Here is a 25,837-nt window from a genome sequence, read left to right as displayed (position 1 = left end):
GCCGGAAGGTGTACAGGAGGGAAAACCATGTCTGATACTGTATTGGCTCAGAAGGTCAAAGAAAAAAAACCGAAAAAACGCAGAATCGACCCCGAAATTGGCGTCAGTTTAAGCTGGAAGACGATTAAAGCGCAAAAACAGCTAATTTTTATGTCCGTACCGATCGCCATTTATTTGATTATCTTTAACTATGTTCCCGTTTGGGGTTGGCTGATGGCGTTCCAAAACTACCGTCCGGCCGTTTCGTTTGCCAAACAGGAGTGGGTAGGGCTTCAGCAGTTCCGCTTTCTGTTTCAGGATGATACCTTCATGCTTGTTTTGCGCAATACGATTGCGATGAGCTTTATCAATCTGGTTCTGGGTTTCGTTACAGCAATCGTGTTGGCTCTGCTGATTAATGAAATTAAGGTCAAGGTGTTCAAACGCACTGTCCAGACCATCTCATATCTGCCTCACTTTTTGTCCTGGGTCATTGCCGCGGGAATCGTGGCCACTTCACTGTCCGTCGATGACGGGATTGTGAATGTTATCCTCATGAAGCTCCATCTAATTGATGAACCGATCATGTGGTTAAGTGAAGGGAAATATTTTTGGGGGATTGTAGGAGCCGCCAATGTGTGGAAAGAGGTAGGGTGGAATACCATTATCTATTTGGCAGCCATCACCTCGATTGACCCTTCTCTATACGAAGCCGCTTCGATCGACGGAGCGTCGCGCTTGAAGAAAATGCGTTATGTAACGCTCCCTGGGATTAAAGCCACTTTTGTGATTCTGCTGATCATGAATATCGGGCACATCCTGGATGCGGGTTTTGAAGTGCAGTATCTGCTTGGCAACGGTCTTGTGATCGACTGGTCGCAAACGATCGACATCTTTGTGCTCAAGTATGGCATTTCGATGGGGAATTACTCCCTGGCAACGGCGGCCGGGATTTTCAAAACCGTCGTCAGCGTAATCCTTGTTTTAGTCGCTAACAACATCGCGAAACGCCTCGGCGAAGAGCGGTTGGTATAGAGGAGGAAACTGCAATGAAAGCTGTGAACAAGCCTGCAACCCGTTTGGAGCCCGCAATCTTTCATACGCTGAATACGGTATTTATGCTCTTTGTGGTTGTAGTTACCCTTTATCCGTTCCTCCACACCCTGGCAATCTCGTTTAATGACGGAAATGATGCGCTGGTAGGGGGGATATTTGTTTGGCCCCGGGTCTGGACCCTGGAGAACTATAAAGCCGTATTTGTGTCAGGCACCATTTATCACGCCGCTTTTATCTCGGTTTCCCGTACGATCCTGTCTACCGTGCTGGGCGTGTTTTTAACCACCATGCTTGCTTATACGCTCGCCCAACCGCAGTATATCTTCCGGAAAACCATCAGTATGCTGTTTATATTGACCATGTATTTTAACGCGGGGCTGATCCCCAACTACTTCCTCATCAAGGAATTGGGGCTGCGCAACAACTTTCTGGTGTATATTTTGCCGGCTCTGGTCAGTGCGTTTAACCTGATTGTAATCCGGACTTATATCCGCTCCCTTCCAGGAAGTTTAGTTGAATCGGCCAAAATTGACGGCGCGGGAGATTTCAGAATCTTCTGGAAAATTATTTTTCCGCTCTGCACCCCCGTCTTGGCCACCGTTGCCTTGTTTATCGCCGTCGGGTCCTGGAACGCCTGGTTTGATACGTTTTTGTATGCTTCTTCGGATATACGGCTTAGCTCTTTGCAGTATGAAATGATGAAGCTGCTCGGTTCCACGATGAGCACCAATAACGATCCGTCCATGCTGGCGGGCAATCAGGCTGATCAGGTGCAGGCGATGGTAACGCCCGCTTCCATCCGCGCGGCGATTACCATTGTCACAGCCATGCCGATCCTGTTTGTCTATCCTTTCCTGCAAAAGTATTTTGTGGTAGGGTTAAATCTTGGAAGTGTAAAAGAATAAACCGGGTGTACCTATAACAAGTAATACCGAGGACCGTTTTGGCTGGAGCCGAAGCGGTTTCTCCCGTTATACCGTCAGCTGCAACATTCCGTGGAATGGGGAGGACAAGACATGCTGAAAGTGTTATTTGCCGATGATGAGCCTCTGATGCTTGAAGGACTCCGCTATCTGGTAGACTGGAATACCTTGGGGTTTGAAATTTGCGGCGAAGCGCTGGACGGGGAGGATGCGGAACGGCTGATACAGGCCAGCCGGCCTGATCTCGTCATCACGGATGTCCGAATGCCGGTCATCGACGGATTAGATCTGATCGAACGATTTTCTGAAAGCGATTCCCGCCCCAAATTTATTATTTTTAGCGGGTATGCCGACTTCGATTATGCCAGAAGAGCTTTAAAATACGGAGTCTCCAATTATTTGACCAAGCCGCTGGACGAAACAGAACTCGTTCGGGCTGTCCAGGCTGTTGTTTCCGACATCAGCGCAGCCAGAGAGCGCTTCAAACGCCAATCTGCGTTATCCGCCATGGTATTAAATGAACGGGTAACCCGCATTCTGATGCGAATGGATGCCCAGGCAGAAATGGATGAAGCGCTGAGCTCGCTGGGGATCAACCCGGATTCGCGTTTCTGCTGCGTGCTGATTCATGGAATTACAGCGGATGTGCCGGATCCGCTTGAGCTCTTTCTGCTGAACATAGAAGACCACGCCGCCGGTTGCTCTGTGAAGGCCTTTCCGTTTGACGCCGGCCTGGGCAAACAAGGATTCCTGCTGGTCTCACCGGCAAAAGCGCGGATCCCTCACCGGATGGCGGAACGCTGGATAAATGAGGTGCGGGGACGGTATCCCCGGTCGGTTACCTATTCGGTAAGCAGCGAGCAAACCGGAACAGGCCGGCTGCATACAGCCTATCAAGAGGCGCTTAAGGCGGAGCTGTGCCGCCCTCACACGGATCAACGGACCATCCGCCAATACGTGGAGCAAAGTGAAAACCAGCTGGCCGAGCTGCCGGCAGAATTAAAAAGGTCGATATACCAGGCCGTCACAGAAGGCGACGTTAAACATCTTCAGGGGCAGCTAAAAAGTGTTTTCCATTTTTTTGCGGACATCACCTCGAAGGCTTGGGTCGAAGCCTATTTAACGAATATAAAAACGAATCTGCTCCGGGAAATCGCGGCCAAAGGGGGAGATGCGGCCAAATGGGAAGACAAGTGGTTTGCACACAAGGCCGACACCTGCCTGCTGCCGCAGCTTGAACAGCAGACGCTGGCGGAGTTAAGTGAAGCTGCGGAATGGTTCGCGGAAGCCGCCCCTGAACTTGATGACCCGGTTGTTGCCGCCGCGGTTGGCTATATCGAGACGCATTATAGCGAGAAGCTTAAACTGCAGGATATCGCCCGTCAGCTCCATGTCAATTCCGCGTATTTAGGCCAGCGGATCAAGAAGCTCACCGGAAAATCCTTTAACGAGCTGCTTCATTCGACCCGGATCGAGCAGGCCAAAAAGCTGCTTCGCAGAACCGAACTGCCGATTTACGATGTCGCCCAGCTCGTCGGTTATTCGGATGCTGATTTGTTTACTTCCAAATTCAAATCGCTAAACGGCATCTCGCCGTCTGTGTACAAAAAAGGCTGAGGCTTTAGGAGCGGAGTGAAAGGATGAAGGCAAAAAACAAAAAACCGTCGGCTATCGTAAACGATATCCCCCTGAAGTACAAATTTCTATTTATCTATTTGTTATGCATACTTATCCCGATCCTGACGTTTAACGTCCTGTTCTACGTCCAAAATACCCGAAACGCGGAAACACGCGAAGAGCAGAACCTGGAGATCTCGATGGACCGGGCGGTGTACGACTTGATGCAGATCATTAATGAGTGTGTGGCAATCAGCAATACGGTCGCGGCCGATCAGTCACTGTCCGAAATGATCAATGCGGTATACCCGGACTATGAAAGCTACTACGATGCTTACAATAACGTTTTAAGGGATAAGCTGCGGCAGTACAGCAACCTGCATTCCTATATTCATTGGCTGGGGATTTACACCAGCAACCCGACGATTCAGAGCGGGAACAGTTATTTTTCGCTTACGGACAGCGATAAACGCAGCGAGTGGTACCGCAGAATCACGGAATCCGGTGATAAAGTACTGCTGACCTCTTATGTGGGGAAAAATTCGCTGTACCCGAATCAAAATGAAATTTATGTAAGCCTCGTGCGCAGGCTGGACCGGCCGGGGCAAGCATTCAATAACTACCTGAGAATCGATTTGCAGTTAGGCAGCGTGCAGGAGCTGCTCGATAAAGAACGGGACTATTTACAGATTCAGCTGGTCGATAAGCAAAACCGTGTTGTTCTCGCTTCGGAACAGACTTTTTCCTCAAGCGACAAAAACGTCCTGCTGCAGCCTTACCGGGACAATAAAGAGGCAGGCAAGGAGATTGTCCGTTCTCTAGGCCAAGCGAGTTTTATTCAAGGCTGGAAAATGGTTGCGGCGCCGGAACAAAGGGCCAGCGATCATCAGCTGAAGCGCGTAGTCCGTTTTGCGCTTATCCTGGCACTGGTGACCACTATCATTCCGACGGTTCTGACCGTCATTATTTTACGGTCCTATAATCTAAGAGTAAGGCTTCTGTATAAACATATGAAGCTGGTGAAATTTGAACAATTCGAGAAAATCCATATGTATGAAGGCAGAGACGAAATTGGCGGACTGATCCGCAGCTTCAATTTAATGGCGGAAAAAATGCGCAATCTGATAAACGACGTCTATAAGCTTGAAATTCAAAAAAAGGACCTGGAGCTCGAACGGGTCCGGGCGGAGCTAAATGATCTGCAGAGCCAAGTGGATCCGCATTTCCTGTTTAATACCCTTAACGCCATCCTGGTGATCTGCAAAAGAAACGGATACGACCAGGTAACCGATGTAATCAAAAATATGGCGCTTATCCTGCGGAGACTCCTTGGGCGGAAGGGAGATCTGGTTACCGTTGAAGATGAAATTTCGTTTATCGAAATGTATTTGCAAATTGAAAAGTTCCGGTTTCAGGAACGTTTTACTTACCGGATCGATGTGGATCCGGCCGCGCTTGCCTGCCTGATTCCCAAAATGAGCATCCAGGCGCTGGTCGAAAATGCCTGCAAACATGGACTGCAAACGGTCAAAGGAGCGAGAGTCATCCATGTGTCGGTTTCCGTAAACCCGAAATGGCTGACGATTATGGTGACGGACAACGGAACGGGGATGGATCAGGCAAAACTGGAGTGGATCGAACGCCATTTGCATTCGGAGGAAGGAAGCGGCAAAAACATCGGACTGCGCAATGTGTATAAGCGGCTGAAGCTCTGTTATGAGGCCAAGGCCAAATTCACCATAGAAAGTATAGAAAACGAGCACACAAGAATTACTATTCACATTCCGACTGAACTGGCGCAGGCTCCAAGGATGGGGGAATTTTATGTATAAAGTGGTGTTGGCAGACGACGAATCGGTTGCTATGGACGGATTACTTCACCTGACAGACTGGGACGAACTGGGGTTCACGGTGTGTGCGGCTTGCGATAACGGGGAGGATGCGCTGCAGGCGGTCACGGCCTATTCGCCTGATGTAGTGGTCACCGATATCCGCATGCCGGTTATTGACGGATTGGAGCTCATCAAGCTTGTCCGGAAGATGGACATCCATCAGCCGGTGTTTATAGTGCTCAGCGGTTACGGCGAATTTGAATATGCGCGCACCGCGCTGCGGTATGGGGTCAGACATTATCTGCTGAAACCCGTGATGGATGAGGAATGGGATTCGGCCCTCAGAACGGTAGCCGGTGAACTGGAAGCCCGGACAAAAACGAACATTCAGCAGCAGATGCTCGGGAGCCGTCTTCTCCCCATAACGATTGCCCGAATGCTGGAGGGGAAGCTGACGGAACCCGAAGGCGATATTGCTGCACTGATGGATCAGCTTGATGAGACAGCCTCCGGCTGGACCTATATTCATATTGATAATCTCGCATTTTCTGTGCGCAAAAATATTTCGGAGCTATGCCAAAAATGGGGAGACCGGTCAAGCACGCTTTATATCGATTTGCCTGGCGGCCAGGCGGGAATTGTGATGGAGAGCTCCCCGGCCATCCCGGAGCTTGCAGGCCGTTTATTTACGGAAACGCTCCAGAACGGGAAAAAAGGAACTGTTAGTATCGGGCCTGGTGTGCAGTCTTTACGTGAACTGCCCGTGTCTTACCTGATAGCGGCGGAAGCAGCCGAAAGACAGCAGTTTTATTCCGAGCCTGGCGGGCCGATTGACAGTACCCGGGAGATCCGCCGGGAGCCGGGCTGCAGGCAGCTTCCTTCGGAGAATTGGACGGAGGAACTGCTGGGTTCGGTGGAACGGCTGCAGGAGGAGAAGATGGCGGAACGGTTAACGGAGCTGTTTGAATGGTTCAAACAAAACCGGACCGAACCCGAAATCGTACGTACGACGGGTATCGATATCATGCTGAAAGCCATGGAGCTGCTGGGGGAATACGGCGGTTCAGCCAAGCTCTGGGGAGAGGTTCAGCAGTGGTTCAAGGCCGGGCCCAAGTCGCTGACCGCGCTGGAAGAGTCCCTTCGCAGGCTGTTAAGCCAGTGCATCGAGCAGATCAGACAGCATAAGGAACGCGGTTCGGAGCATCCGTTAGTCCGGATCGAATATTTTTTAAAGGAACACTACAAGCAGACCTTAACCGTCAAAGAAATCGCGGAGCAGCTTTATATCCATCCGGTATACCTGGGCCAAGCTTTCATAAAAAAGCACGGCATCAGTATTCTGGAGTATCTTCACAACTTGCGGATTGAAGAGGCGAAACAGCGGCTGGCCGATAGCGATGAAACCGTCCGCAGCATTGCTGAATCCGTCGGGTACGCGCATTATCACCATTTTTTAAGAGAATTTGAGAAACGTGTCCATCTAAAGCCGGTTGACTACCGCAGGGAGGCAAAAGTAAAAAGTTGAGGGGTAGATTCGTTGAATTTGGTTATGGAAAACGCATACAAAAGCTTTATCATGGAGTTTGACGTATAAAAATAAAGTCCAGCATGGGAGGGAATAGGATGGTTTTGCGGGAACAAGGCGTTCCTTCGCTGAAGGAAGTCTTTCAAGACGCGTTCCGGGTCGGAGCGGCCGTCAGCACAGGCCTCTTGGCTAGTCAAGGGGAGTTTGTGGCGGAACACTACAGCAGCATTACGGCGGAAAATGAGATGAAACCCGAGGAGATTCAACCGCGTGAGGGTGTGTATACCTTTGAGGCGGCGGACCGGATGTTTGAGTTTGCGAAAACCAACCGTATTGGAGTCAGGGGACACACGCTGCTGTGGCATAATCAGACCGGCGATTGGATGTTCCGGGATGCTACCGGGGGCGTGTGTTCGAGGGAACAGCTGTTGGACCGTATGCGGCAGCATATTGAAGCAGTGGTCGGAAGATACCGGGGGCAGGCTTATGCTTGGGATGTGGTAAACGAAGCGATTGAAGATAAAGCCGATCTGTTTTTCCGCGAGTCCAAATGGCTGCAAATTGCCGGGGAGGATTTTATTGACCATGCCTTTCATGCGGCCCATCGGGCAGATCCTGAAGCGCTGCTGTTCTACAACGATTACAACGAAACCCAGCCTGGCAAAAGGGAAAAAATCTACAGTCTCGTACACGGGCTGCTGGACCGGAATGTCCCGATACACGGAATCGGCATGCAGGGCCACTGGAGCCTTTATGGTCCCCCGGCGGAAGAAATCCGGGATGCAATTGAACGTTACGCTTCATTAGGCGTCCGAATCCATGTGACCGAGCTGGATGTATCTATGTTCCAGTTTGACGACCGGCGTACGGACCTGAAATCCCCCACGGATGAGATGCTGAAGCTGCAGGAGCAGCGGTATGCCGAAATATTCGCCCTGCTGCTGGAGTACCAAAACGTCATCGATTCGGTCACCTTCTGGGGAGTGGCCGATAATTATACCTGGCTGGATGATTTTCCGGTCCGCGGACGTAAAAACTGGCCTTTTTTGTTTGACGAACAGATGAAACCCAAAGCTTCGTTTCACCGTGTCGTTAAACTGGCGGAGGAGAGTCGGGCGAACCAAGGTTGGTAGATACAATGTTATAGGCGCGTTAAGGATGCACAGCCGTGTGCAGCCGTATTCTTGCGCAACAGGTAAGCGGTTACAGTAACTGGCATTAAACTGCTTAATGAGCGTGAGGGGCACATACGCGCCTTTTTTTGCCGCAAAAGAATGGAGAGGAGAACAGAAAATGACGTTTCAGATCAGCAGCGCAGTCGGAAAGGTTCCACCCGGCGGAAATCCGCTGGTTTCCCACAAATACGGGGCGGACCCATACGCTTTGGTTTTTGAGGGACGGGTTTACCTGTACATGACCGCTGACAAACCGGAATATGACGAAGAGGGAAACATCAAAGAAAACACCTACAGCAAAATCAATAAAATTACGGTCATTTCCTCCGAAGATTTGGTGAACTGGACCGATCACGGCGAAATTGCGGCCGCAGGTCCGGAAGGCGCGGCGGTGTGGGCCACTCAATCCTGGGCGCCGGCGGCCGTACATAAAGTGATGGATGGGCAGGATAAGTTCTTTTTGTATTTTGCCAATAATGCCAGCGGTATCGGTGTGTTGACGAGCGACAGTCCGGTGGGGCCGTGGGTTGACCCGATTGGCCAAGCGCTGATTTTGCGTTCTACGCCAGGCGTGGAAGATGTGACTTGGCTGTTCGACCCGGCAGTACTGGTTGATGATGACGGAAAAGGCTACATTTATTTTGGCGGCGGGGTTCCCGAGGATCGTTATGCGGAACCTGGAACGGCACGGGTGATGCAGCTTGGGGATGATATGGTCAGCGTAATCGGCACAGCGGAGGCCATTCCGGCTCCTTTTATGTTTGAGGATTCGGGGATTCATAAACTGGGCGGGACCTATTACTATACTTACTGTTCCAACTTCTATTCCGGAGAACGGCCTGAAGGAAGCCCTCCGGCCGGTGAAATCGCTTATATGACCAGCAGCGGTCCGATGGGTCCGTGGACATATCAAGGAACGATTCTTAAAAACCCCGGTCATTTCTTTGGCGTATCCGGAAATAATCATCATGCGATTTTTCAGTTTCAGGAGGAGTGGTACATCGCCTATCACGCCCAGACCCTGTCCAAGGCGGAAGGAATTGCGAACGGCTACCGGTCAACGCATCTGAACAAGGTGACTATGCGGGAAGACGGCTTAATTGAACCGATCCATGCAGATTATGAAGGGGTCCGTCCCATTAAAGCGCTGGACCCGTACCGTGCAGTTCTTCCTGCAACGATGAGCTGGAGCGCCGGAGTGAAAACGGAGGCGGGCGACAAGGCGGGCGAAAGCGTCATTGTGGAGATCGGCAACGGTGACTGGATTGCATGCTCAAACGTCGATTTTGGCAGCGAGGGCCCCGGCTTCTTCTCCGCTGCAGTTGCAGGCCTGAAGGAAGGCGGCTCGATCGAACTGCGGTTGGATGATCCTGCGGGAACATGGATCGGCGAATTGGCGGTTTCCGGTTCGGGCGAAGCAGAGACTTGGGAAGAACGGACAACCGAAGTTGCTTCGGCAGCAGGGGTTCATCACCTGTATTTGGTGTTTAGGGGGAACGCTGACGGTCCACTGTTCAAGCTGGGTTCCTGGAAGTTCGGCAGACGAAACGAGGCCTAAATGAAAAAGGAGAGTGAGTCTGTGACCACAGCCCTCATTCGAAATCCCATCCTGTGGGCCGATGTTCCTGACCCGGATATCATCCGGGTCGGGAGTGTTTTTTACATGGTCAGCACCAGTATGCATTCGATGCCCGGGTGTCCGATCATGAAACCGGTGAATCTGTGTGATTGGGATATCGTCAATTATGTATATGAGACGCTGGAAGACAATGCAGCTCACCGGCTGCAGGACGGAAAGGGGATTTACGGAAAAGGATCATGGGCCGCATCGCTGCGTTTCCATGTGTGTCAACGGAGGCGGCGGGCGGGAGGAGACGGTTGAAAGCAGCGCGATTGAGGGTACGCGTGTCTCTCTGCGGATTGGGATGATTTTCGGGTTACCAAAGAGCTTCTGTAATAAAAACTAACGAAAACAGCTGTGCGTTTAGGCACGGCTGTTTTTTGCTGTGTGGGACGGATTTAGCTACGCCGTAACCAAACATTGTTTGCGGTACTCGTTGGCGCTAGCTCCCGTGTAAGCTCTGAATTTTTTGTAAAACCAGTCGATTTCCGTATAGCCGACCGCTGCGGCAATTTCATAGATTTTCATGTCTGTCGTTTCGAGCAGCTGCTTGGCCCGCTCCATCCGCTGCCGCAGCAAATATTCATTAAATGACATGTTTTCGTGCTGCTTAAACTTTTGCCCCAAATAAGCACAGTTAAAATTCAAATGGTCCGCAATCTGCTTCAAAGTCAGGTTCCGGTCCATCTGCTCTTGGACGTATTGCTTCATTGCGCGGATGATGGGGCAGGAACACCGTTCCTGTTCCATCCGTATTTCTTTGACCGCAGTAGCTGCAGCGGTCGGCCTGGATTTCATAGAGTCCAGCTTCCGTTTTACTGCCTTCAGACTGTGATTCAGCTCCATCGGTGTGACCGGATCAGGCAGGTAATCGCTTACATTTAAACTTAGCGCCTTCCTCGCCAGCTTAAAATCCCCGCTGCCGCCTACCAAAATGATCGGCACCTGACTCACCGAACGGACCCGCTCGCATAAGCGGATCCCCGGCTCGTGCGCGCCTCGAATCAGAACCAGCAGCAAAGAGATGGCTTCTTTATGAAGGAGCCCCGGGATGTCGCAGGAATAATCGACCCGGGCGTGGACGCGGAAACCCGGCATGGCTTCATTGGACAAATACGAAGTTTCATTCGAATGTAGATTGGGCTCAACACTCAGGACGTTGTACAAGAGAAGGACCTCGCTTTCCAAAATATCACCTCAATTACATCGACTTGATATTATTATGTGCAACATAGCGAGCGGCGGCAATGTGCATTTATTGAGGGGGGAACCAAGTATTTACCAGATCAAAAATTAGCGCTCCGCAAGCCTGCGCCGCTGCTGGCGACCCATAATCGGGCGGGTAAACAGCTAAAATCCGGCAGGTTGTTGCACCGAAATGTAAGCGCTAAACTTTCGAGGTAAGTCATTCATTGAAGGGGGCACATTATGCGAGTCAAAAAGGTCATGTCATTATTCATCAGCCTGCTGTTGGTTGCCGTAACGTCTGCATGCAGCGGCGGTTCCGGCGGAGGAAACGCAGCCGGAACCGGGGCAACAGCCAAACCGGCGGCTCCGTCAAGCGCGCCGGCGGGGGAAGCCAGCCCTTCCGCTTCGGCAGGCGCGGAAGTAAGCAACGCAACGCCTGAAATGGATTTTGATATGGGCGGGAAAACAATCAAGATTGTGTCATGGTGGGATATGACGATTCCGGAAGACAATCCGGATAATATCCAACGGAAAAAGAATCTGGACGAGCTGATGAAAAAGCACAATTTTAAAGTCGAATACGTTGCTCTGGACTACGGGGAATATCAGAAAAAGGTGGTTGCTTCCCTGGTCGCTGGCGAACCGCTTGGCGATATTGTCCGGATGGGCAAAGCTTATATGATCCCGGCCTTGACCAAGCAGGATTTGTTCTGGCCGGTTGATGAGTACACCAAAAACGAAAACGCTTTCGACCCAAAAATCACCAAAGAATTTTCCCAGTATAACGGCAAAGGCTACGGGTTTTCGGAAAATGCCGGCTATTTGATCACAGGAGTCTTTTATAACCGGACGCTGATGAAGCAGCTCGGGATGAAGCCGCTGCAGGAGTACGTCGATGAAAATAACTGGACTTGGGACACCTTCATCCAGGTTGCCAAAGAAGCCAACAAGGATACGAACAATGACGGGAAACTCGACACTTGGGGCCTCGCTTCCTCCAGCGTGTTAAACCACGCGCTCGCCTCGAACGAAACGGATCTCACTTTGGAGGACAAACAAAATCTGGACGATCCCAAAACGGTTGAAGTATTCAAATTCATTTCGCGTATGGGGGCCGAGAAGGTAGCGAGACCAACGGAAGGCGGCGATTGGACGGAACCTTCCCAATTTTTCCGGCAGGGCAATACGCTGATGTTCGTTGGAGCAGGTTACGAAGCAAGCGGAATCAAGGAGGATATGAAGGATTACGATATCGGCTTTGTTCCTTTCCCTAAAGGTCCCAATGCTACCGAATACCACGGTGTGGAGTCCGGCATGCAGTATTTGACGATCCCGAAAAAAGTCGAGCATCCCGAAAGGCTGCTGTACATCTGGGAGAAAATCAACGATATCGAGTCCATCTATGATTACCCGACCCAAGCTTCACTGGAAAGCACGTACGACAACGAAGAGGACATCAATAATGCACGAATTGCGGAGCAGGGGATGCGATTGACCGAATATAACACCTTCAGCACGCTGCCGTATTATGAAATGCTCGACGAGCTGAATCAAGGCGTATCGGCTTCCACTGTCATCCAAAAGTACAAAGCAAAGGTGCAGGCATCGGTGGATGCGATTTACAAAAAATAACCGATTGCCTTTCCGTTAACAGTCCCCGGTTAGCTGCTTTGTACTAACCGGCGGACTGTTCTTCTGAATAAGACCGGCTGCTTAAGGAGAGGAGAACGTTGAAGATTCGAAACAGGATTTTACTGCTTGCACTGTGCATCACGCTGGTGATGATGTCCTTCATGTTAGGGACGCCCCCGGGTTCTCCCGTTTATTCCGATTCGGCCCGTGATAGCAAGTTTGTGGAGGCAGACGGCGGATGGACGGAAGGCGGCTACGGCGAGTATTTGAACAACTATGCGAATGCGGACCGGCCGAATATGGAGCTGCGGATCGAAGGAGAAGATTATTCCCGGAGTGAAGGGGGACCTTTTGAAGTCAAAGCACGGCTGGAAGGACTGGAAGGCGCAGCCGTCATCACCCCTGAAACGGGAAGTATCGGCTGGGATGTGCCGGTCAAAGAAGCGGGTCTGTACAACATCCGGATTCACTACTATCCCATCGAGGGCAAAAGCTCTTCCATCGAGCGGGCGTTTTTCATTAACGGGGAGACGCCGTTTAAGGGCGCGGATTCCTTGCTGTTTGACAGGGTATGGGGAAACCGCGACGCCGAAATCAAGCGGGATGACCGGGGAAACGATCTGCGTCCCAGACAGGTGGAGAAGCCGGTTTGGCAAACCGCGGTTTTCAAAGACAGCGAAGGTTATTACGAGGAACCTTATTCTTTTTACCTGGAAGCAGGAGTCCAGCATCTGTCCTTAACGGCTTTGCGTGAACCGATGGCGATTGATTACCTGGAGCTGTTCCAGGATGAAACCGTCCAGCCATATACGGAAGTGAAGCGGGATTATGAAGCCCTAGGGTTTCAGCCAGCAGGTGACGCTTATATTGAGGTGCAGGCGGAAGAGGCGTCGGCCAAATCATCCCCAACGCTGTATCCCTTGTCCGACCGGTCCAGTCCAACCGTGGTTCCGTACGATGTTTCGAAGATCCGGATCAATACGATTGGCGGTGTAAACTGGAAGCTGCCTGGGCAATGGATCGAATGGAAGCTTGAGGTGCCCAAGGAAGGTCTGTACCGGATTGCTTTAAAAGAGAAGCAAAATCAGCTCCGCGGCGTGTATGCCAACCGCAGTTTGACCATTGACGGCAAAACCCCGTTTGCGGAAATGAAGCAGCTACGCTTCAATTACAGCCCGGACTGGAAGATGGCGGTGCTTGGCGGGGAGGAGCCGTACCTGTTTCATTTAACGGAAGGAACCCATACGCTGCGGCTAACCGTGACGCTTGGCGATATCGCGCCGCTGCTGCGGACCGTCCAATCCAGCGTGCTGTCCCTAAACGAAATGTACCGCAATATTTTGGCGATCACTTCAAGCAATCCCGACCCGCTCCGCGATTACCAGCTCGATAAGCGGATTCCAGAGATGACCAAAGTGTTCAAGGAGCAAGCCGGCATTCTGCAAAGCGTTGGCGATTATCTGCTGGATGCGACCGGAGAAAAAAGCGATAAGGTGTCCATTTTGTACTCTATGGTGAACCAGCTGGAGGATATGGCGGAAAATCCGGATACGGTTGCCAAACGGCTGACCTCTTTCAAAACAAACGTCGGCGGTCTTGGAACATGGATTTTATCTGTCCAGGAGCAGCCGCTGACGCTGGATTCGATTATCGTATCCGGACCGGACCGGGAGCTGCCCCGTGCGGAAGCAACATTTATGCAGAAGACCAAACATGAGCTTGGCGCTTATCTAGCTTCCTATACCGAGGATTATGACAGTATCGGCAACGTTGAACAACAGCAAAAATCGATCACCGTCTGGATTTCAACCGGCCGGGACCAGGCGCAGGTACTGAAAAGCATGATCGACGATACGTTTACGCCGGACACCTATATTTCGGTTTCGCTGCGGCTGGTTCCCGCCGGGATTCTGCTTCCGGCGACATTAGCGGGGGAAGGACCGGACGTCGCTATGCAGATCGGGGAGGATCTTCCCGTAAACTACGCCATGCGTAAGGCTTCGGCGGATTTGTCGGCGTTCCCGGATTTTAACGAAGTTGCCGCCCGTTTTCGCGGCAGTGCGCTTACACCCTACCGGTACAATGGAGGCGTATACGGGCTGCCTGAGCAGCAGACCTTTCCGATGCTATTTTACCGCAAGGACGTGCTGGCGGAGTTGAACCTGCAGCCGCCCAAGACGTGGCAGGATGTTTATAACATGATTTCCGATCTGCAAAAGCATAATCTGCAGTTCTATCTGCCCCTTGAAGACACGTTAAACAACGCCACACTGGTGCCCAACGCTGCTTTTACCATGCTGCTGTACCAAAACGGGGGGCAGCTGTACACGGACGACCAGAAAAAAAGCGCGCTGGATTCCGAGGTTGCCATGGAGGAGTTCAAGAAATGGACGCAGTTCTATACAAACTATAAATTTCCTGTGAAAGCCGATTTCCCTAACCGGTTCCGGACAGGCGAAATGCCGATCGGGATTGCGGACTATACAACCTACAACAGTTTGACCGTAATGGCTCCGGAAATTCGTAACTTGTGGGAGTTTACGATTGTACCCGGCACACCCCAAGCGGACGGAAGCGTGGACCACAGCGTAGCCAGCGCGACCACCGCGGTGATGATGCTTGAGAATGCCAAAGACAAGGAGGCAGCTTGGGAATTCATGAAGTGGTGGACGGACAAAACCACCCAGGTGCAGTACGGCCGCGAAATGGAAGGGCTGATGGGAGCCGCCGCCCGCTATCCGACCGCTAACATCGAGGCGCTGGAGGAGCTGCCCTGGCCGGTCAAAGACTACAAAAACCTGGAAAACCAGTGGCAGTGGGTGAAAGGGAATCCGCAGGTGCCGGGCGGTTATTTTACCGGACGACATTTGGATAACGCGTTCCGTAAAGTGGTGAACGGCAATGAAAATCCGCGGGAAGCCTTGTCCGATTACCTGATCTACATTAACGACGAGATTCAGATCAAGCGGAAAGAATTTAAACTTCCGTATTAGTTTGGAGGCTGTAAGCCGATGGTGCAAGTTCAACATCCCGCCAAGCCGGCCCTGCAGGGGCAGGTTCATTCCGCCAAACCCTCACGGTTGGCCCTGCTGTGGAAAGAGATCAAAAACAACAAACATCATTATTTTATGATGAGCCCTTATATGATCATTTTCTTTTTGTTCACTGTTATTCCTGTGGTCATATCCTTTGGGTTGAGTTTCTTTTACTTCAATATGCTGGAGGCTCCGCGTTTTCTCGGATGGGGAAATTACTCCAGGCTGTTTTTGAATGACGACGTGTTTATGATTGCGTTAAAAAACACCCTGCTGTTCGCCGTGATCACGGGCCCGCTCAGTTACATCGCCTGTTTCCTGTTCGCCTGGTTAATCAATGAGCTGTCGCCATTTGTCCGGGCGCTGATGACGCTGGTGTTTTACGCCCCGTCGATCTCGGGGAATGTGTTTTTTATTTGGCTGATCGTGTTTTCGGGGGACAGCTACGGATATTTAAACGGATTTTTGATGCGGGTCGGCATCCTGCTGGAACCGGTTCAGTGGCTCCAGAATGAGAAGTATATCCTGCCCATCATTATTGTGGTTCAGTTATGGCTGAGTTTGGGCACAAGCTTTCTTGCTTTTATTGCCGGATTACAGACAGTGGATAAATCCCTGTTTGAGGCTGCGGCGATGGATGGCGTCAAAAACCGCTGGCAGGAGCTCTGGTTCGTCACGCTTCCGTCCATGCGTCCCCAGCTGATGTTTGGCGCCGTGATGCAGATTACCGCTTCGTTTGCGGTCGCCGAGGTATCCATCGCGCTTGCAGGTTTTCCAAGCGTCAATTACGCGGGCCATACGGTGGTCACGCATTTGATGGATTACGGCACCCTGCGGTTTGAAATGGGCTATGCCTCCGCAATTGCAACCGTGCTGTTTGCCATGATGCTGGGAACCAACATGTTGACGCAAAAACTGCTGAGAAAGGTGGGGGAATGATCCTGCATACCCGAGTTATCGCGGTCTTTCGCCCGCAAAAAAGGCTGAACCGTTCGTTTGCCGTCAGCTTTATGCTGTTTGTACTTCTGTTCCTGTTTGGTTCCTTTATGGTCCTGCCGCTGATCTACACTGTGAACAATGCGTTTAAACCGCTGGATGAGCTGTTTATTTTTCCGCCGCGGTTTCTGGTGAAAAATCCCACGCTGGAGAACTTCACGGATTTGCTGGCCATTATGGGCAACTCTTGGGTACCGTTTTCCCGCTATATTGCCAACACGCTACTGATCACCTTAGTTGGGACGGCCGGCCATATTTTGCTGGCTTCCGCCGCGGCTTATCCGCTGGCGAAGTTCAGATTTCCCGGCTCCAATCTGCTGTTCAAAATCGTTGTGCTGTCTTTGATGTTTTCACCGCATGTCACGGCAATACCCAATTATCTGGTCATGTCGCAGCTTGGCTGGATTAATACGCAAGCCGCCATCATCATTCCATCGCTGGCTTTCCCGCTTGGGCTGTTTCTAATGAAGCAGTTTATGGAGCAGATCCCCGATGCGCTAATTGAAGCCGCAAAAATTGACGGGGCAAATGAATACCGGGTTTTTTGGCAAATTGTTATGCCAAATGTGAAGCCTGCCTGGCTGACGCTGATGATTCTGCAGTTTCCCGCTTTGTGGGGAACGGATGGAGGCAACTTTATCTACAGCGAAAATCTGAAAACGCTGCATTATGCGCTGAGCCAAATTATTCTTGGCGGGATTGCGCGGGCTGGAGTCGGCGCGGCCGTGGCGCTGCTGCTGATGACCGTCCCGATTATCCTGTTCATCATCTCGCAGAGCAGCGTGATTCAGACGATGGCTACCTCAGGGATGAAAGAGTAGAGAAGGGGCGTGAACAGAAACCGTGAACAAAAAAAGCATCGGACGAATCATCATCGCCCTGGCCTGTCTGTCAGGTTTGGGCGCGGGGGGCGGGACCGCCCAAGCTGAAACCGCCGCTCCTTCCTACAATTATTCCTATTGGGGTGAAAATGTTGCCGCTCCTTCCGCCTATGAGGCCACCTCGCTGGTGACGGGAAAAAGCTCGGGAGCAGGGGAGTTCAAGACTCCCCAGGATCTGCATGTGACCGCTGACAAGGAGACCTATATTCTCGACACCGGGAACAACCGGATCGTCGTACTGGATGCCGATTACCGCTCCGTCCAAACCGTTGATTCCTTTACCGCGCAGGGGAAAAAGCAAACCTTTAACAATCCCCAAGGCCTGTTCGTTACCGATCAAAAACATGTTTACATTGCCGATACGGGCAATAAAAGAGTAGTCCATCTGGATGCCGGCTTTAACCTGGTCGATATCCTGGAAACGCCGAAATCCGAGCTGCTGCAGGCTAACTTTGAATTTCAGCCGGTTCGGGTGGTGGTGGACCGGGCGAACCGGATTTATGTCATGTCCGCCGGCGTGTTCGACGGATTTATGGAATTCAGCGCGGACGGAGCGTTTGAAGCATTTATAGGGGCAAACCGCGTTCAGGTTGACCCGATCGATTATTTTTGGAAGTCGATTTCGACCAAAGCCCAACGCGAGCAGATGGTAATGTATACCCCGACAGAGTTCACCAATCTGGACATCAACGAGGAAGGTTTTTTGTACGCGACTAATGGCGACGAATACGGCGATCCCATTAAGAAGCTGAACGCCCAGGGAGCGGACATTTTAAGAAGGGAAGGGTACTTCAAGCCAATCGGCGATATGATGTACACCAATGTGACCGGCGCTTCCCGGTTGATTGACATCGACGTTACCGACAGTGAAATCTATTCCGTGCTTGATGCCAAACGCGGAAGAATTTTTACGTATAACGGCGACGGCTTTCTGATGTATATATTTGGCGGGCTTGGCAACAGGCTGGGTGAGTTTAGCAACCCGGTCGCCATCGAGCATAGCGGCGACGATCTGCTGGTATTGGATCAGGCCCTTGGCGAACTTACCGTATTCCAGACAACGGATTATGGACGCACGCTGAACGCCGCGGTCAGAAGTTATTACAAAGGAGATGAAGAGCAGGCCGCCCAGCTGTTTGCCAAAGTTGCCAACATGAATGCCAATCTGGAGTATGCTTACGACGGCATCGGCAAGGCTTATCTCCGGCAGGGCAACTACAAAGAGGCGGTTCAATATTTTAAACGAAGTATGGATCATGCCCATTATTCCAAAGCGTTTCTGCTATACCGCAAGGAAGTGCTCAGGGGCCACTTCTCCACCATTATGACTGCGGTAATCGTAGTGGTTATCGGCTGGCTGGCGCTCAAAACGGTTCGCAAAATGAGGGCAAGAAAGAAGGTTGTTTCCATTGAATAGAGAGGCGCTGCAAGCCCCGTTCCATGTTATGGTTCATCCGTTTAACGGCTACTGGGACCTGAAATACGAGCGAAGCCAAAAAACCAATCTGATTTTGTCCTTCATCATCCTATTTCTGATGATCTTCACCAACGTATTAAGCAGCCAGTACAGCGGCTTTTTGGTGAACTACAACAATCCGGCACATTTGAACAGCCTGCTGGAAGTGGTGTATGTCACTGTTCCCGTTTTTTATTGGTGTGTAGCCAATTGGTCGCTGACAACGCTGATGGACGGCGAAGGCAAATTTTCGGAGATTTTTATTACCACCTGCTTTGCTTTGGTCCCAATCGTGCTGATTAACTTGCCATGGATTTGGCTCAGCAACTTTGTTTCCTTGCAGGAAAGCACCTTTTATTACTTTTTTAAAAATTTGGCCGTCCTCTGGGCGGGGCTGCTGCTGTTCGTGGGGACCATGACGGTTCATCAGTTTACGCCGTTAAAAACGGTCGGCACCCTGCTGCTCACGGTTGTTGCCGTAGGGTTTATGGCCTTTTTGACCCTGCTGTTTTTTAGTTTGATCCAGCAAATTGTTATGTTTTTTTCTACGATCTATCAAGAAATGGTCTTGCGAAGATAAGGAGGAGGCAAGGAATGAGGAAGCTGCTGACGATATTGCTCTTGCTTGTCCTCAGTTTCAGCGTATTCACAGGCTGTATGTCCTCCGGGCAAAACAGTCAGGCGGGCGCGTATGAGCCGGATTTGACCCTTTCTTTTGGGGAAGGTGGCGGCGTCAAAGCCGCTTTTGCCGATTCCCGTGTGTCCGGGATGAAAGGGGTCCTGGAAAATGACCGGCTGCGGCTGTTCATTGACGACAAGACGGGCGGAATCGCTGTGCTTAATCAGCAAAATGGGGAGATTTGGTACAGCAACCCGGCTGAACGCGATAAGGATACCTTGGCCAGCGGGATCAACAAAGATCTGCTGTCGTCCCAGATTAAACTGGACTTTTACAACCATTTGGGGCAGATCAGCTCGGTGAACTCCTATACCGACAGTGTACAGAACAAGCAGATGAAGATCGAAACCACGGCAGGTGGCGTGAAAGTAGGATATCAGTTCGGAACGGATGCCAAAACAGTGGACGATCTGCCTATGAAGATGAAGAAAGAGCGGTTTGAAGACAAGATCTTAAGCAAGATGAACAAAACGGGACAGCGTACCATGAAAATCGCTTACACCTTTAATGAAGAAACGGGGGTCTATACCCGGAATGACGAGGCTTTAAAGGGACTGCAGCTGGAGCGCGCTTTAAAAGGTTTTGAGGAAGCCGGCTATACAGAACAAGATTTGGAACAGGATATAGCCGACAACCAGCTAAACCAAACCAAACCGGTGCCGCGGATTTTCCAGCTGTCGGTGGAATATGCGCTGGACGGCGATCAGCTGGTTGTCAAGATTCCTGCGGCCGGCATCCGCTTTCCCAAAGATTATCCGGTCAATACACTGTCCGTACTGAGTTTCTTTGGAGCGGGCGGTTTGGAGGACGAAGGCTCTTTGTTTGTGCCGGACGGCTCCGGAGCGCTCATTCATTTTAACAATGGCAAAACAAAATATCCCGCCTACAAACAGACGGTGTACGGGATGGACGGGGCCATGGAAACAACGGATGCGTATACCCAGCAGCAGGAGATCAAGCTGCCGTTGTTTGGCGTAATCCGGACAGAAGGCGCGATGCTTGGCATCATCGACCAGGGAGCCCCGCTGGCTACGATTAATGCCGATGTCAGCGGCCGGGTGAACGGATATAACTACGTATACCCCAGCTTCACTTTTATTGCCAAAGGAGATTTGACCTTAACGGCAACCGACCAGAACCGCACGCTGCCCCGGTTCCAGCAGCAGCCGCCTCAGACCGATTATGTCATCCGCTATGCGTTCCTGAGCGGAGAGGAGGCTACCTACCAAGGCATGGCGCAATATTACCAGCGGTATTTGGCCGGCCGGGGCGGGCTGCCCGGGCCGCAGGATGCCAAGCCGGCCGGTAATGCTCCGTTTTATCTTGAGCTTGTCGGCGGCATTACGAAGAAAAAGCATGTTCTTGGCATTCCTTATCAAGCCTTAGAGCCGCTAACCACTTTCCAGCAGACCCAAAACCTAATCGGGCAAATGAAAGAACGCGGGATTGACAACATCAGGCTGAAATATGCCGGCTGGTTTAATGAGGGACTGGGCCATAAAGTTCCCAGCCGGATTTCTGTGGATCAAGCGTTAGGCGGGGAGAAGGAGTTCAAAAATCTGCTGAGGTTTGCCAAAGAGCAGCAGGTAACGTTATTTCCCGACGTGGCGCTTTTGTCGGCCAGCCGGACCTCCGGGTTCAAGGTGAACCAAAAAGCTTCCCGGAGACTGAACGAAGTGCCGGCCGCCGTGTATCCGTACAATATGGCGCTGAACCGCCGCGACCGGGACCGCTCGCCATCCTATATTATTTCGCCGCGGTTTGCCGCAAATTACGCGGACGGGGTGGCGAAAGGATTTCAGGATCTTGGGGCGGACGCCATTTCGTTAAGAGACCTGGCGGACCAGCTCCACAGTGATTACCGCAGAAATCATGAAATCGACCGCCTGCAGTCGGAGGAAATGTCGGTTCAATCACTGCGCGCTTTATCCGGGCTGCCGCTGCAAATGCTGGCAAACGGGGGGAACGCCTATGCGCTGCCTTTTTTGACCGACATCACCCATGCTCCGATGTCGAGCAGCCAATTTAAGCTGGAAGATGAAGAAATCCCTTTTTATCAAATGGTAGTCAGAGGGTACGTGAACTATACGGGAGCTCCGTATAATTTATCTACATTTACCGACCCGAAAGAATATGTGCTTAAAAGTCTGGAGTTTGGTTCCGGTGTCTATTTCAAATGGATTTATGCGCCCAATCATCAAGTGAAAGATACGGAATTTGATAATTTGTACGCCGTTAACTACGAACAGTGGATGAATACAGCCGCAGAAATGTACCGGGAAGTGAATGATGTCTTGAAGAAGGTTCAGAATCAGCGGATGACGGGACACGGGAAGCTGGCGGAAGGCGTCTACAAAACAGAGTACGCAAACGGCCTGTATGTGATTGTGAATTACAACCGCGCACCTGTGCAGGTCAATGGCCAAAAGATTGAGGCAACCAGTTACCTTACGGGCGGTGATCCCTCTTGAAATCCATGTTCAGACTTAAAGCGAAATCGTATAACGAGCAAAAGGCCTTTTGGGGATTTATGTATGTTCTGCCCTGGCTGTTAGGTTTCCTGTTTTTCTTTCTGATCCCGCTTGTCAATTCCTTGCGCTATAGTCTCAGCTCGGTGGAAGCCAACTCGGACGGCTTGATCATTCAATTTACCGGGCTCAGCAACTACGTGGAAGCGCTCACGGTGAACACCGAATTTAACCGTTCGCTGGCAGAGTCCATTTTGAACATGGTTATTAATGTCCCGCTGATTGTGATCTTCAGCCTGTTTCTGGCGGTACTGCTGAATCAGAAGTTTTTTGGCCGGTCTTTGGCCAGATCGATTTTTTTCCTGCCGGTTATTCTGGCTTCCGGGGTGATCCTAAATCTGGAAAGCACCAGCCTGATCCAGGCAGTAAACGACCAGAATGCGGGAGCTGGAGCTATCCATGGTCTGGGCACCTTTGAACTGGAACGGTTGATGCTGAATGCGGGCCTGAGTGAGTGGGTGGTTAATTATCTCACCGGAGCCGTCAGCCGGATTTATGAGATTGTCAGCCAGTCCGGCGTGCAAATTTTGATCTTTTTGGCGGGGATTCAGACCATTTCGCCGCAGCTGTACGAAGCGTCGAAGATGGAAGGGGCAACTGGTTATGAAGCCTTCTGGAAGATCACCTTTCCGATGGTCAGCCCGCTTATTCTTGTGAATGTCATTTATACGATCATTGATTCCTTTTCGACCAATGCAATGACGGACTTGATCCGTGAAACAGGGTTCACCCAATTCAATTTTGGCCTCAGCTCGGCAATGGCTTGGCTTTATTTTGTAGCGGTGACGCTTATTCTGTTGATCAGCAGCTATCTGATCTCCAAGAAGGTCTTCTACTATGATTAAAAAGGAGATGAATCCGATGGCTGTGAACCGGCTGCTGTCCTTGGAACAGTGGAAGAAATGGATATGGTCGTTCGTCCGTTTTGCGCTGATTGCCGGGTTATCCTTTGTGATTATCTATCCGATATTACAAAAAATATCGACCGCCATCAAAGACAAAGGCGACTTGTATTCGCCGATCGTGATCTGGATTCCCGAGCAGTTTACCCTTGATAATTTTAAGAATGCGATTCAAATTATGGATTATTGGCAGGCGCTGCTGAACACGTTTACCCTTTCGACCGTAACCACGCTGCTGACGGCAGTCTCCTGCGCTTTAGCCGGCTACGGATTCGCGCGGCTGAAATTCAAGGGCAGCAATCTGCTGTTTGCCGGTGTCATATTGACCATTCTGGTCCCGCCAATTACGATTTTGATTCCGGTGTATTTAAATCTGAAGGACTTTAGTCTGCTTGGCCTGATTCCGCTAATAACCGGCAAACCGATTAATCTGCTCAACACCTATTGGCCGTTTATTTTAACGTCGGCTACGGCAAACTCGCTGAAAGCAGGGCTGTACATTTTTATTTTCAGGCAATTTTTCAGAGGGATTCCCAAAGAGGTGGAAGAAGCCGCTTATATAGACGGAGCCGGGGTGGGAAAAACGTTTTACCGCATCATGCTGCCTAACGCCATTCCGTCTATTGTTACAGTGCTGCTGTTCTCGTTTGTCTGGCAGTGGAACGACAGTTTCTTTACCACGACTTACCTTACCTCCAGTAAGGTGATGTCTACCCAGCTGGCTTCGCTGCCTTATAACCTGTCGATTATGCTGCAGGATGGCGCCAATTCCAAGCCGGATCCGTTCTACTTAAGTATGGTGCAGGACACGGGGATTCTGCTCGCCATTTTGCCGCTTATTCTCATTTATCTGTTTGTGCAGCGCTATTTTGTGGAAAGCATTGAGCGTACAGGCATAGTCGGATAGTTTTATCCGGATAAGTAAATTTCGGGATAGCGGATCAAGATCTGCACCTTGCATTTTTTTTGATTTTGCCTGGATAATAAAATATTCTGGTATGCTTCAGCCTGCGGCCGCGGTAGGGTTACAATCAAAGACGCCGCAGGCTGAACGCTGTGTAACCGAAGGTTGATTATCCGGTAAAGCGAGGGTACAAGGTGAAGGTTTTTTTCTCTTATACAACAAAGCTGGCCGCGGCATTTTGTCTGGTTGTGCTGGTGTCTACCGCTTGCGAGCAGGCGGGCGGCGATCCTTTAAGTCCGCCGAAACCGGGCGGCACGCCGGAGCAGGTACTCTTATACCGAGAACCGGGTTTAAGCCGGTATGATCCGCCGGTTACCCTGTCCTTCGTCAGGGAGAACTCCGATTCGCTTGAGAAATTATTAAGCGAATTGCCTGGGGAAACGCTGGCCGACAACCGGTGGACCCGGCTGTATGAGGAGGTATTGGGAATCCGGATTCAATACGAATGGATCGCCAGGGGAAATTTATTTCACCGTAAGTTTGGTGTCTCCCTAGCATCCGGTGAAATACCCGATGTCGTAAGAGTGAACGCATCCCAGCTAAGGATGCTGAGCAGTGAAGGGCTAATTCAGGATTTAACAGAAGTATATGAAGCTTACGCCACACCGCTAACCAAACAAGTATTAAGCGAAGAAGGCAGCGGCCCTTTCGATACCGCAACGATTGGAGGCCGGCTGATGGCCATACCGGAGACGGGTTCCTCCATTGAAGGCGCCATGTTTATCTGGATCCGCACAGATTGGCTGGAACAGCTTGGCCTGCAGCCGCCCAAGACAATGGATGATGTCCTGACAATATCGAAAGCGTTTACAGAAAAGGATCCCGACAGGGACGGGCTGCAGAATACCTATGGTCTTGCCTTGACCAAATATTTGTGGGACCCGGTTATGGGGTTGTCCGGTTTTATGGCCGGATATGATGCTTATCCTAATCTATGGATACAAGACGAAAGGGGCCAGCTTGTGTACGGAGGCATCCAGCCGGAAGTGAAAGCTGCTTTGGCGGCACTTCAGGACATGTACCGTACCGGACAATTGGATAAGGAATTTGCCATCAAGGACGGGGAAAAAGCAGGCCGGCTGATTGCCGAAGAAAAAGTAGGCATGCTTTACGGAGAGCAATGGGGTTCGTTTCTTGTCCAAACCAGCCGCAAACAAAATCCTGATGCAAAGTGGAAGGCGTTTCCCATTGTTTCGTTATCCGGGGAGCCGCCAAAAGTCCCGCTTCCGTTTGCAACCCAGCAATTTTTAGCGGTCAGACAAGGGTATCCGCATCCCGAAGCGCTGGTGAAGCTGTTTAATCTGCACCTGGAGAAAAATTGGGGCGTCACCGGTGAATACGAAACCTATTATAACTCTCCCCTTGCGGTGTGGAAGCTGTCCCCGGTCAATCCTTTTCCGGTGATGAAGAACCTGGATGCCTATCTGCAGCTGGAGGAATTCCGGCGTACAGGCGATGCTTCCGTCTTAAAAGATGAGGCAAAAACTATCCAGAAACGAATTGCGGCTTATGAAGCCGGCGGCAGCGAGGAAGCAACCGGCTGGGGCTGGAACCTGACCTACGGACCGTCGGGCGCCATGTCCATACTAAAGCAGTATAAAGCCAATAACCAGCTGCTGCATGAAGCTTTTACGGGAGTTCCCACGGAAACGATGATCGAAAAGCAAACGATTTTGTACAATATGCGAAACGATGTGTTTCTGGATATCATCCAGGGACGGCCCTTGAGTGAATTTGATCAATTTGTAGATCAATGGAAGGAGCTTGGCGGTGAACGAATTACGCAGGAAGTGAATGCGTGGTACCGGGAGAAAGGCGGAGTTAAACCATGATGCGGGATGTGGAGCG

At 51.0% G+C, this 25,837-nt stretch carries 18 protein-coding genes and 1 pseudogene; 18 read left to right on the top strand and 1 reads right to left on the bottom strand.

The features are described 5' to 3' along the window. Window positions 1-27 precede the first annotated feature (27 nt). From ACE6ED_RS16255 to ACE6ED_RS16220, 8 genes and pseudogenes are all read left to right on the top strand, one after another. Entirely contained in the window at window positions 28-1,014 is a 987-nt protein-coding gene (locus ACE6ED_RS16255) for an ABC transporter permease (RefSeq protein ID WP_410828245.1), read from the top strand. A 14-nt stretch (window positions 1,015-1,028) separates the two neighbouring features. Beyond that, window positions 1,029-1,940, top strand: a complete 912-nt coding sequence (locus ACE6ED_RS16250; protein WP_410828244.1) for a carbohydrate ABC transporter permease — start codon at window positions 1,029-1,031, stop codon at window positions 1,938-1,940. A 111-nt stretch (window positions 1,941-2,051) separates the two neighbouring features. Next, entirely contained in the window at window positions 2,052-3,575 is a 1,524-nt protein-coding gene (locus tag ACE6ED_RS16245) for a response regulator (protein WP_410828243.1), read from the top strand. Between the two features lie 23 nt (window positions 3,576-3,598). Next, complete coding sequence (locus tag ACE6ED_RS16240) at window positions 3,599-5,407, top strand: sensor histidine kinase (protein WP_410828242.1); 1,809 nt, start codon at window positions 3,599-3,601, stop codon at window positions 5,405-5,407. Continuing rightward, window positions 5,400-6,932: a response regulator transcription factor gene (locus tag ACE6ED_RS16235; protein ID WP_410828241.1), complete on the top strand. Its 1,533-nt coding sequence runs from the start codon at window positions 5,400-5,402 to the stop codon at window positions 6,930-6,932. The genes ACE6ED_RS16240 and ACE6ED_RS16235 overlap by 8 nt, the downstream gene beginning before the upstream one ends. Window positions 6,933-7,030: 98 nt before the next feature. Then, complete coding sequence (locus ACE6ED_RS16230; RefSeq protein WP_410828240.1) at window positions 7,031-8,065, top strand: endo-1,4-beta-xylanase; 1,035 nt, start codon at window positions 7,031-7,033, stop codon at window positions 8,063-8,065. A 160-nt stretch (window positions 8,066-8,225) separates the two neighbouring features. Then, complete coding sequence (locus ACE6ED_RS16225; RefSeq protein ID WP_410828239.1) at window positions 8,226-9,665, top strand: glycoside hydrolase family 43 protein; 1,440 nt, start codon at window positions 8,226-8,228, stop codon at window positions 9,663-9,665. Continuing rightward, window positions 9,666-9,950 (top strand): annotated as a pseudogene (locus ACE6ED_RS16220) (family 43 glycosylhydrolase); the annotation flags it as partial. Between the two features lie 180 nt (window positions 9,951-10,130). On the opposite strand, the gene ACE6ED_RS16215 reads toward ACE6ED_RS16220, so the two are convergent. Then, window positions 10,131-10,916 carry a helix-turn-helix transcriptional regulator gene (locus ACE6ED_RS16215; protein WP_410828238.1) on the bottom strand — a complete coding sequence of 262 codons (786 nt, stop codon included), beginning with the start codon at window positions 10,914-10,916 and terminating at the stop codon, window positions 10,131-10,133. Between the two features lie 240 nt (window positions 10,917-11,156). On the opposite strand from ACE6ED_RS16215, the gene ACE6ED_RS16210 reads away from it, so the two are divergent. From ACE6ED_RS16210 to ACE6ED_RS16165, 10 genes are all read left to right on the top strand, one after another. Next, on the top strand, window positions 11,157-12,548 hold the full coding sequence (locus ACE6ED_RS16210; protein WP_410828237.1) for an ABC transporter substrate-binding protein: 1,392 nt from the start codon (window positions 11,157-11,159) through the stop codon (window positions 12,546-12,548). A 161-nt stretch (window positions 12,549-12,709) separates the two neighbouring features. Further along, a complete protein-coding gene (locus ACE6ED_RS16205) occupies window positions 12,710-15,541 on the top strand; it encodes an extracellular solute-binding protein (RefSeq protein ID WP_410828312.1) in 2,832 nt (943 codons plus the stop codon). Window positions 15,542-15,559: 18 nt separating this feature from the next. After that, window positions 15,560-16,522 carry a carbohydrate ABC transporter permease gene (locus tag ACE6ED_RS16200; protein ID WP_410828236.1) on the top strand — a complete coding sequence of 321 codons (963 nt, stop codon included), beginning with the start codon at window positions 15,560-15,562 and terminating at the stop codon, window positions 16,520-16,522. Then, on the top strand, window positions 16,519-17,400 hold the full coding sequence (locus ACE6ED_RS16195; protein WP_410828235.1) for a carbohydrate ABC transporter permease: 882 nt from the start codon (window positions 16,519-16,521) through the stop codon (window positions 17,398-17,400). The genes ACE6ED_RS16200 and ACE6ED_RS16195 overlap by 4 nt, the downstream gene beginning before the upstream one ends. 22 nt (window positions 17,401-17,422) lie before the next feature. Next, complete coding sequence (locus ACE6ED_RS16190; RefSeq protein WP_410828234.1) at window positions 17,423-18,877, top strand: hypothetical protein; 1,455 nt, start codon at window positions 17,423-17,425, stop codon at window positions 18,875-18,877. Next, window positions 18,870-19,496 (top strand): YIP1 family protein, encoded by a 627-nt coding sequence (locus tag ACE6ED_RS16185; RefSeq protein ID WP_410828233.1) that lies wholly within the window; start codon window positions 18,870-18,872, stop codon window positions 19,494-19,496. The genes ACE6ED_RS16190 and ACE6ED_RS16185 overlap by 8 nt, the downstream gene beginning before the upstream one ends. A 14-nt stretch (window positions 19,497-19,510) precedes the next feature. Continuing rightward, a complete protein-coding gene (locus tag ACE6ED_RS16180) occupies window positions 19,511-22,066 on the top strand; it encodes a DUF5696 domain-containing protein (protein ID WP_410828232.1) in 2,556 nt (851 codons plus the stop codon). 5 nt (window positions 22,067-22,071) lie between these two features. Further along, a complete protein-coding gene (locus ACE6ED_RS16175) occupies window positions 22,072-22,968 on the top strand; it encodes a carbohydrate ABC transporter permease (protein ID WP_410828311.1) in 897 nt (298 codons plus the stop codon). Between the two features lie 16 nt (window positions 22,969-22,984). After that, complete coding sequence (locus ACE6ED_RS16170) at window positions 22,985-23,932, top strand: carbohydrate ABC transporter permease (protein ID WP_410828310.1); 948 nt, start codon at window positions 22,985-22,987, stop codon at window positions 23,930-23,932. 191 nt (window positions 23,933-24,123) lie between these two features. Beyond that, a complete protein-coding gene (locus tag ACE6ED_RS16165) occupies window positions 24,124-25,821 on the top strand; it encodes an extracellular solute-binding protein (protein ID WP_410828231.1) in 1,698 nt (565 codons plus the stop codon). Window positions 25,822-25,837 lie beyond the last annotated feature (16 nt).

Origin of the sequence: Paenibacillus nanchangensis (assembly GCF_046543445.1) — a bacterium.
GTDB lineage: Bacteria > Bacillota > Bacilli > Paenibacillales > Paenibacillaceae > Paenibacillus_AQ > Paenibacillus_AQ nanchangensis.
This window is presented reverse-complemented; position numbering and strand designations above follow the sequence as displayed.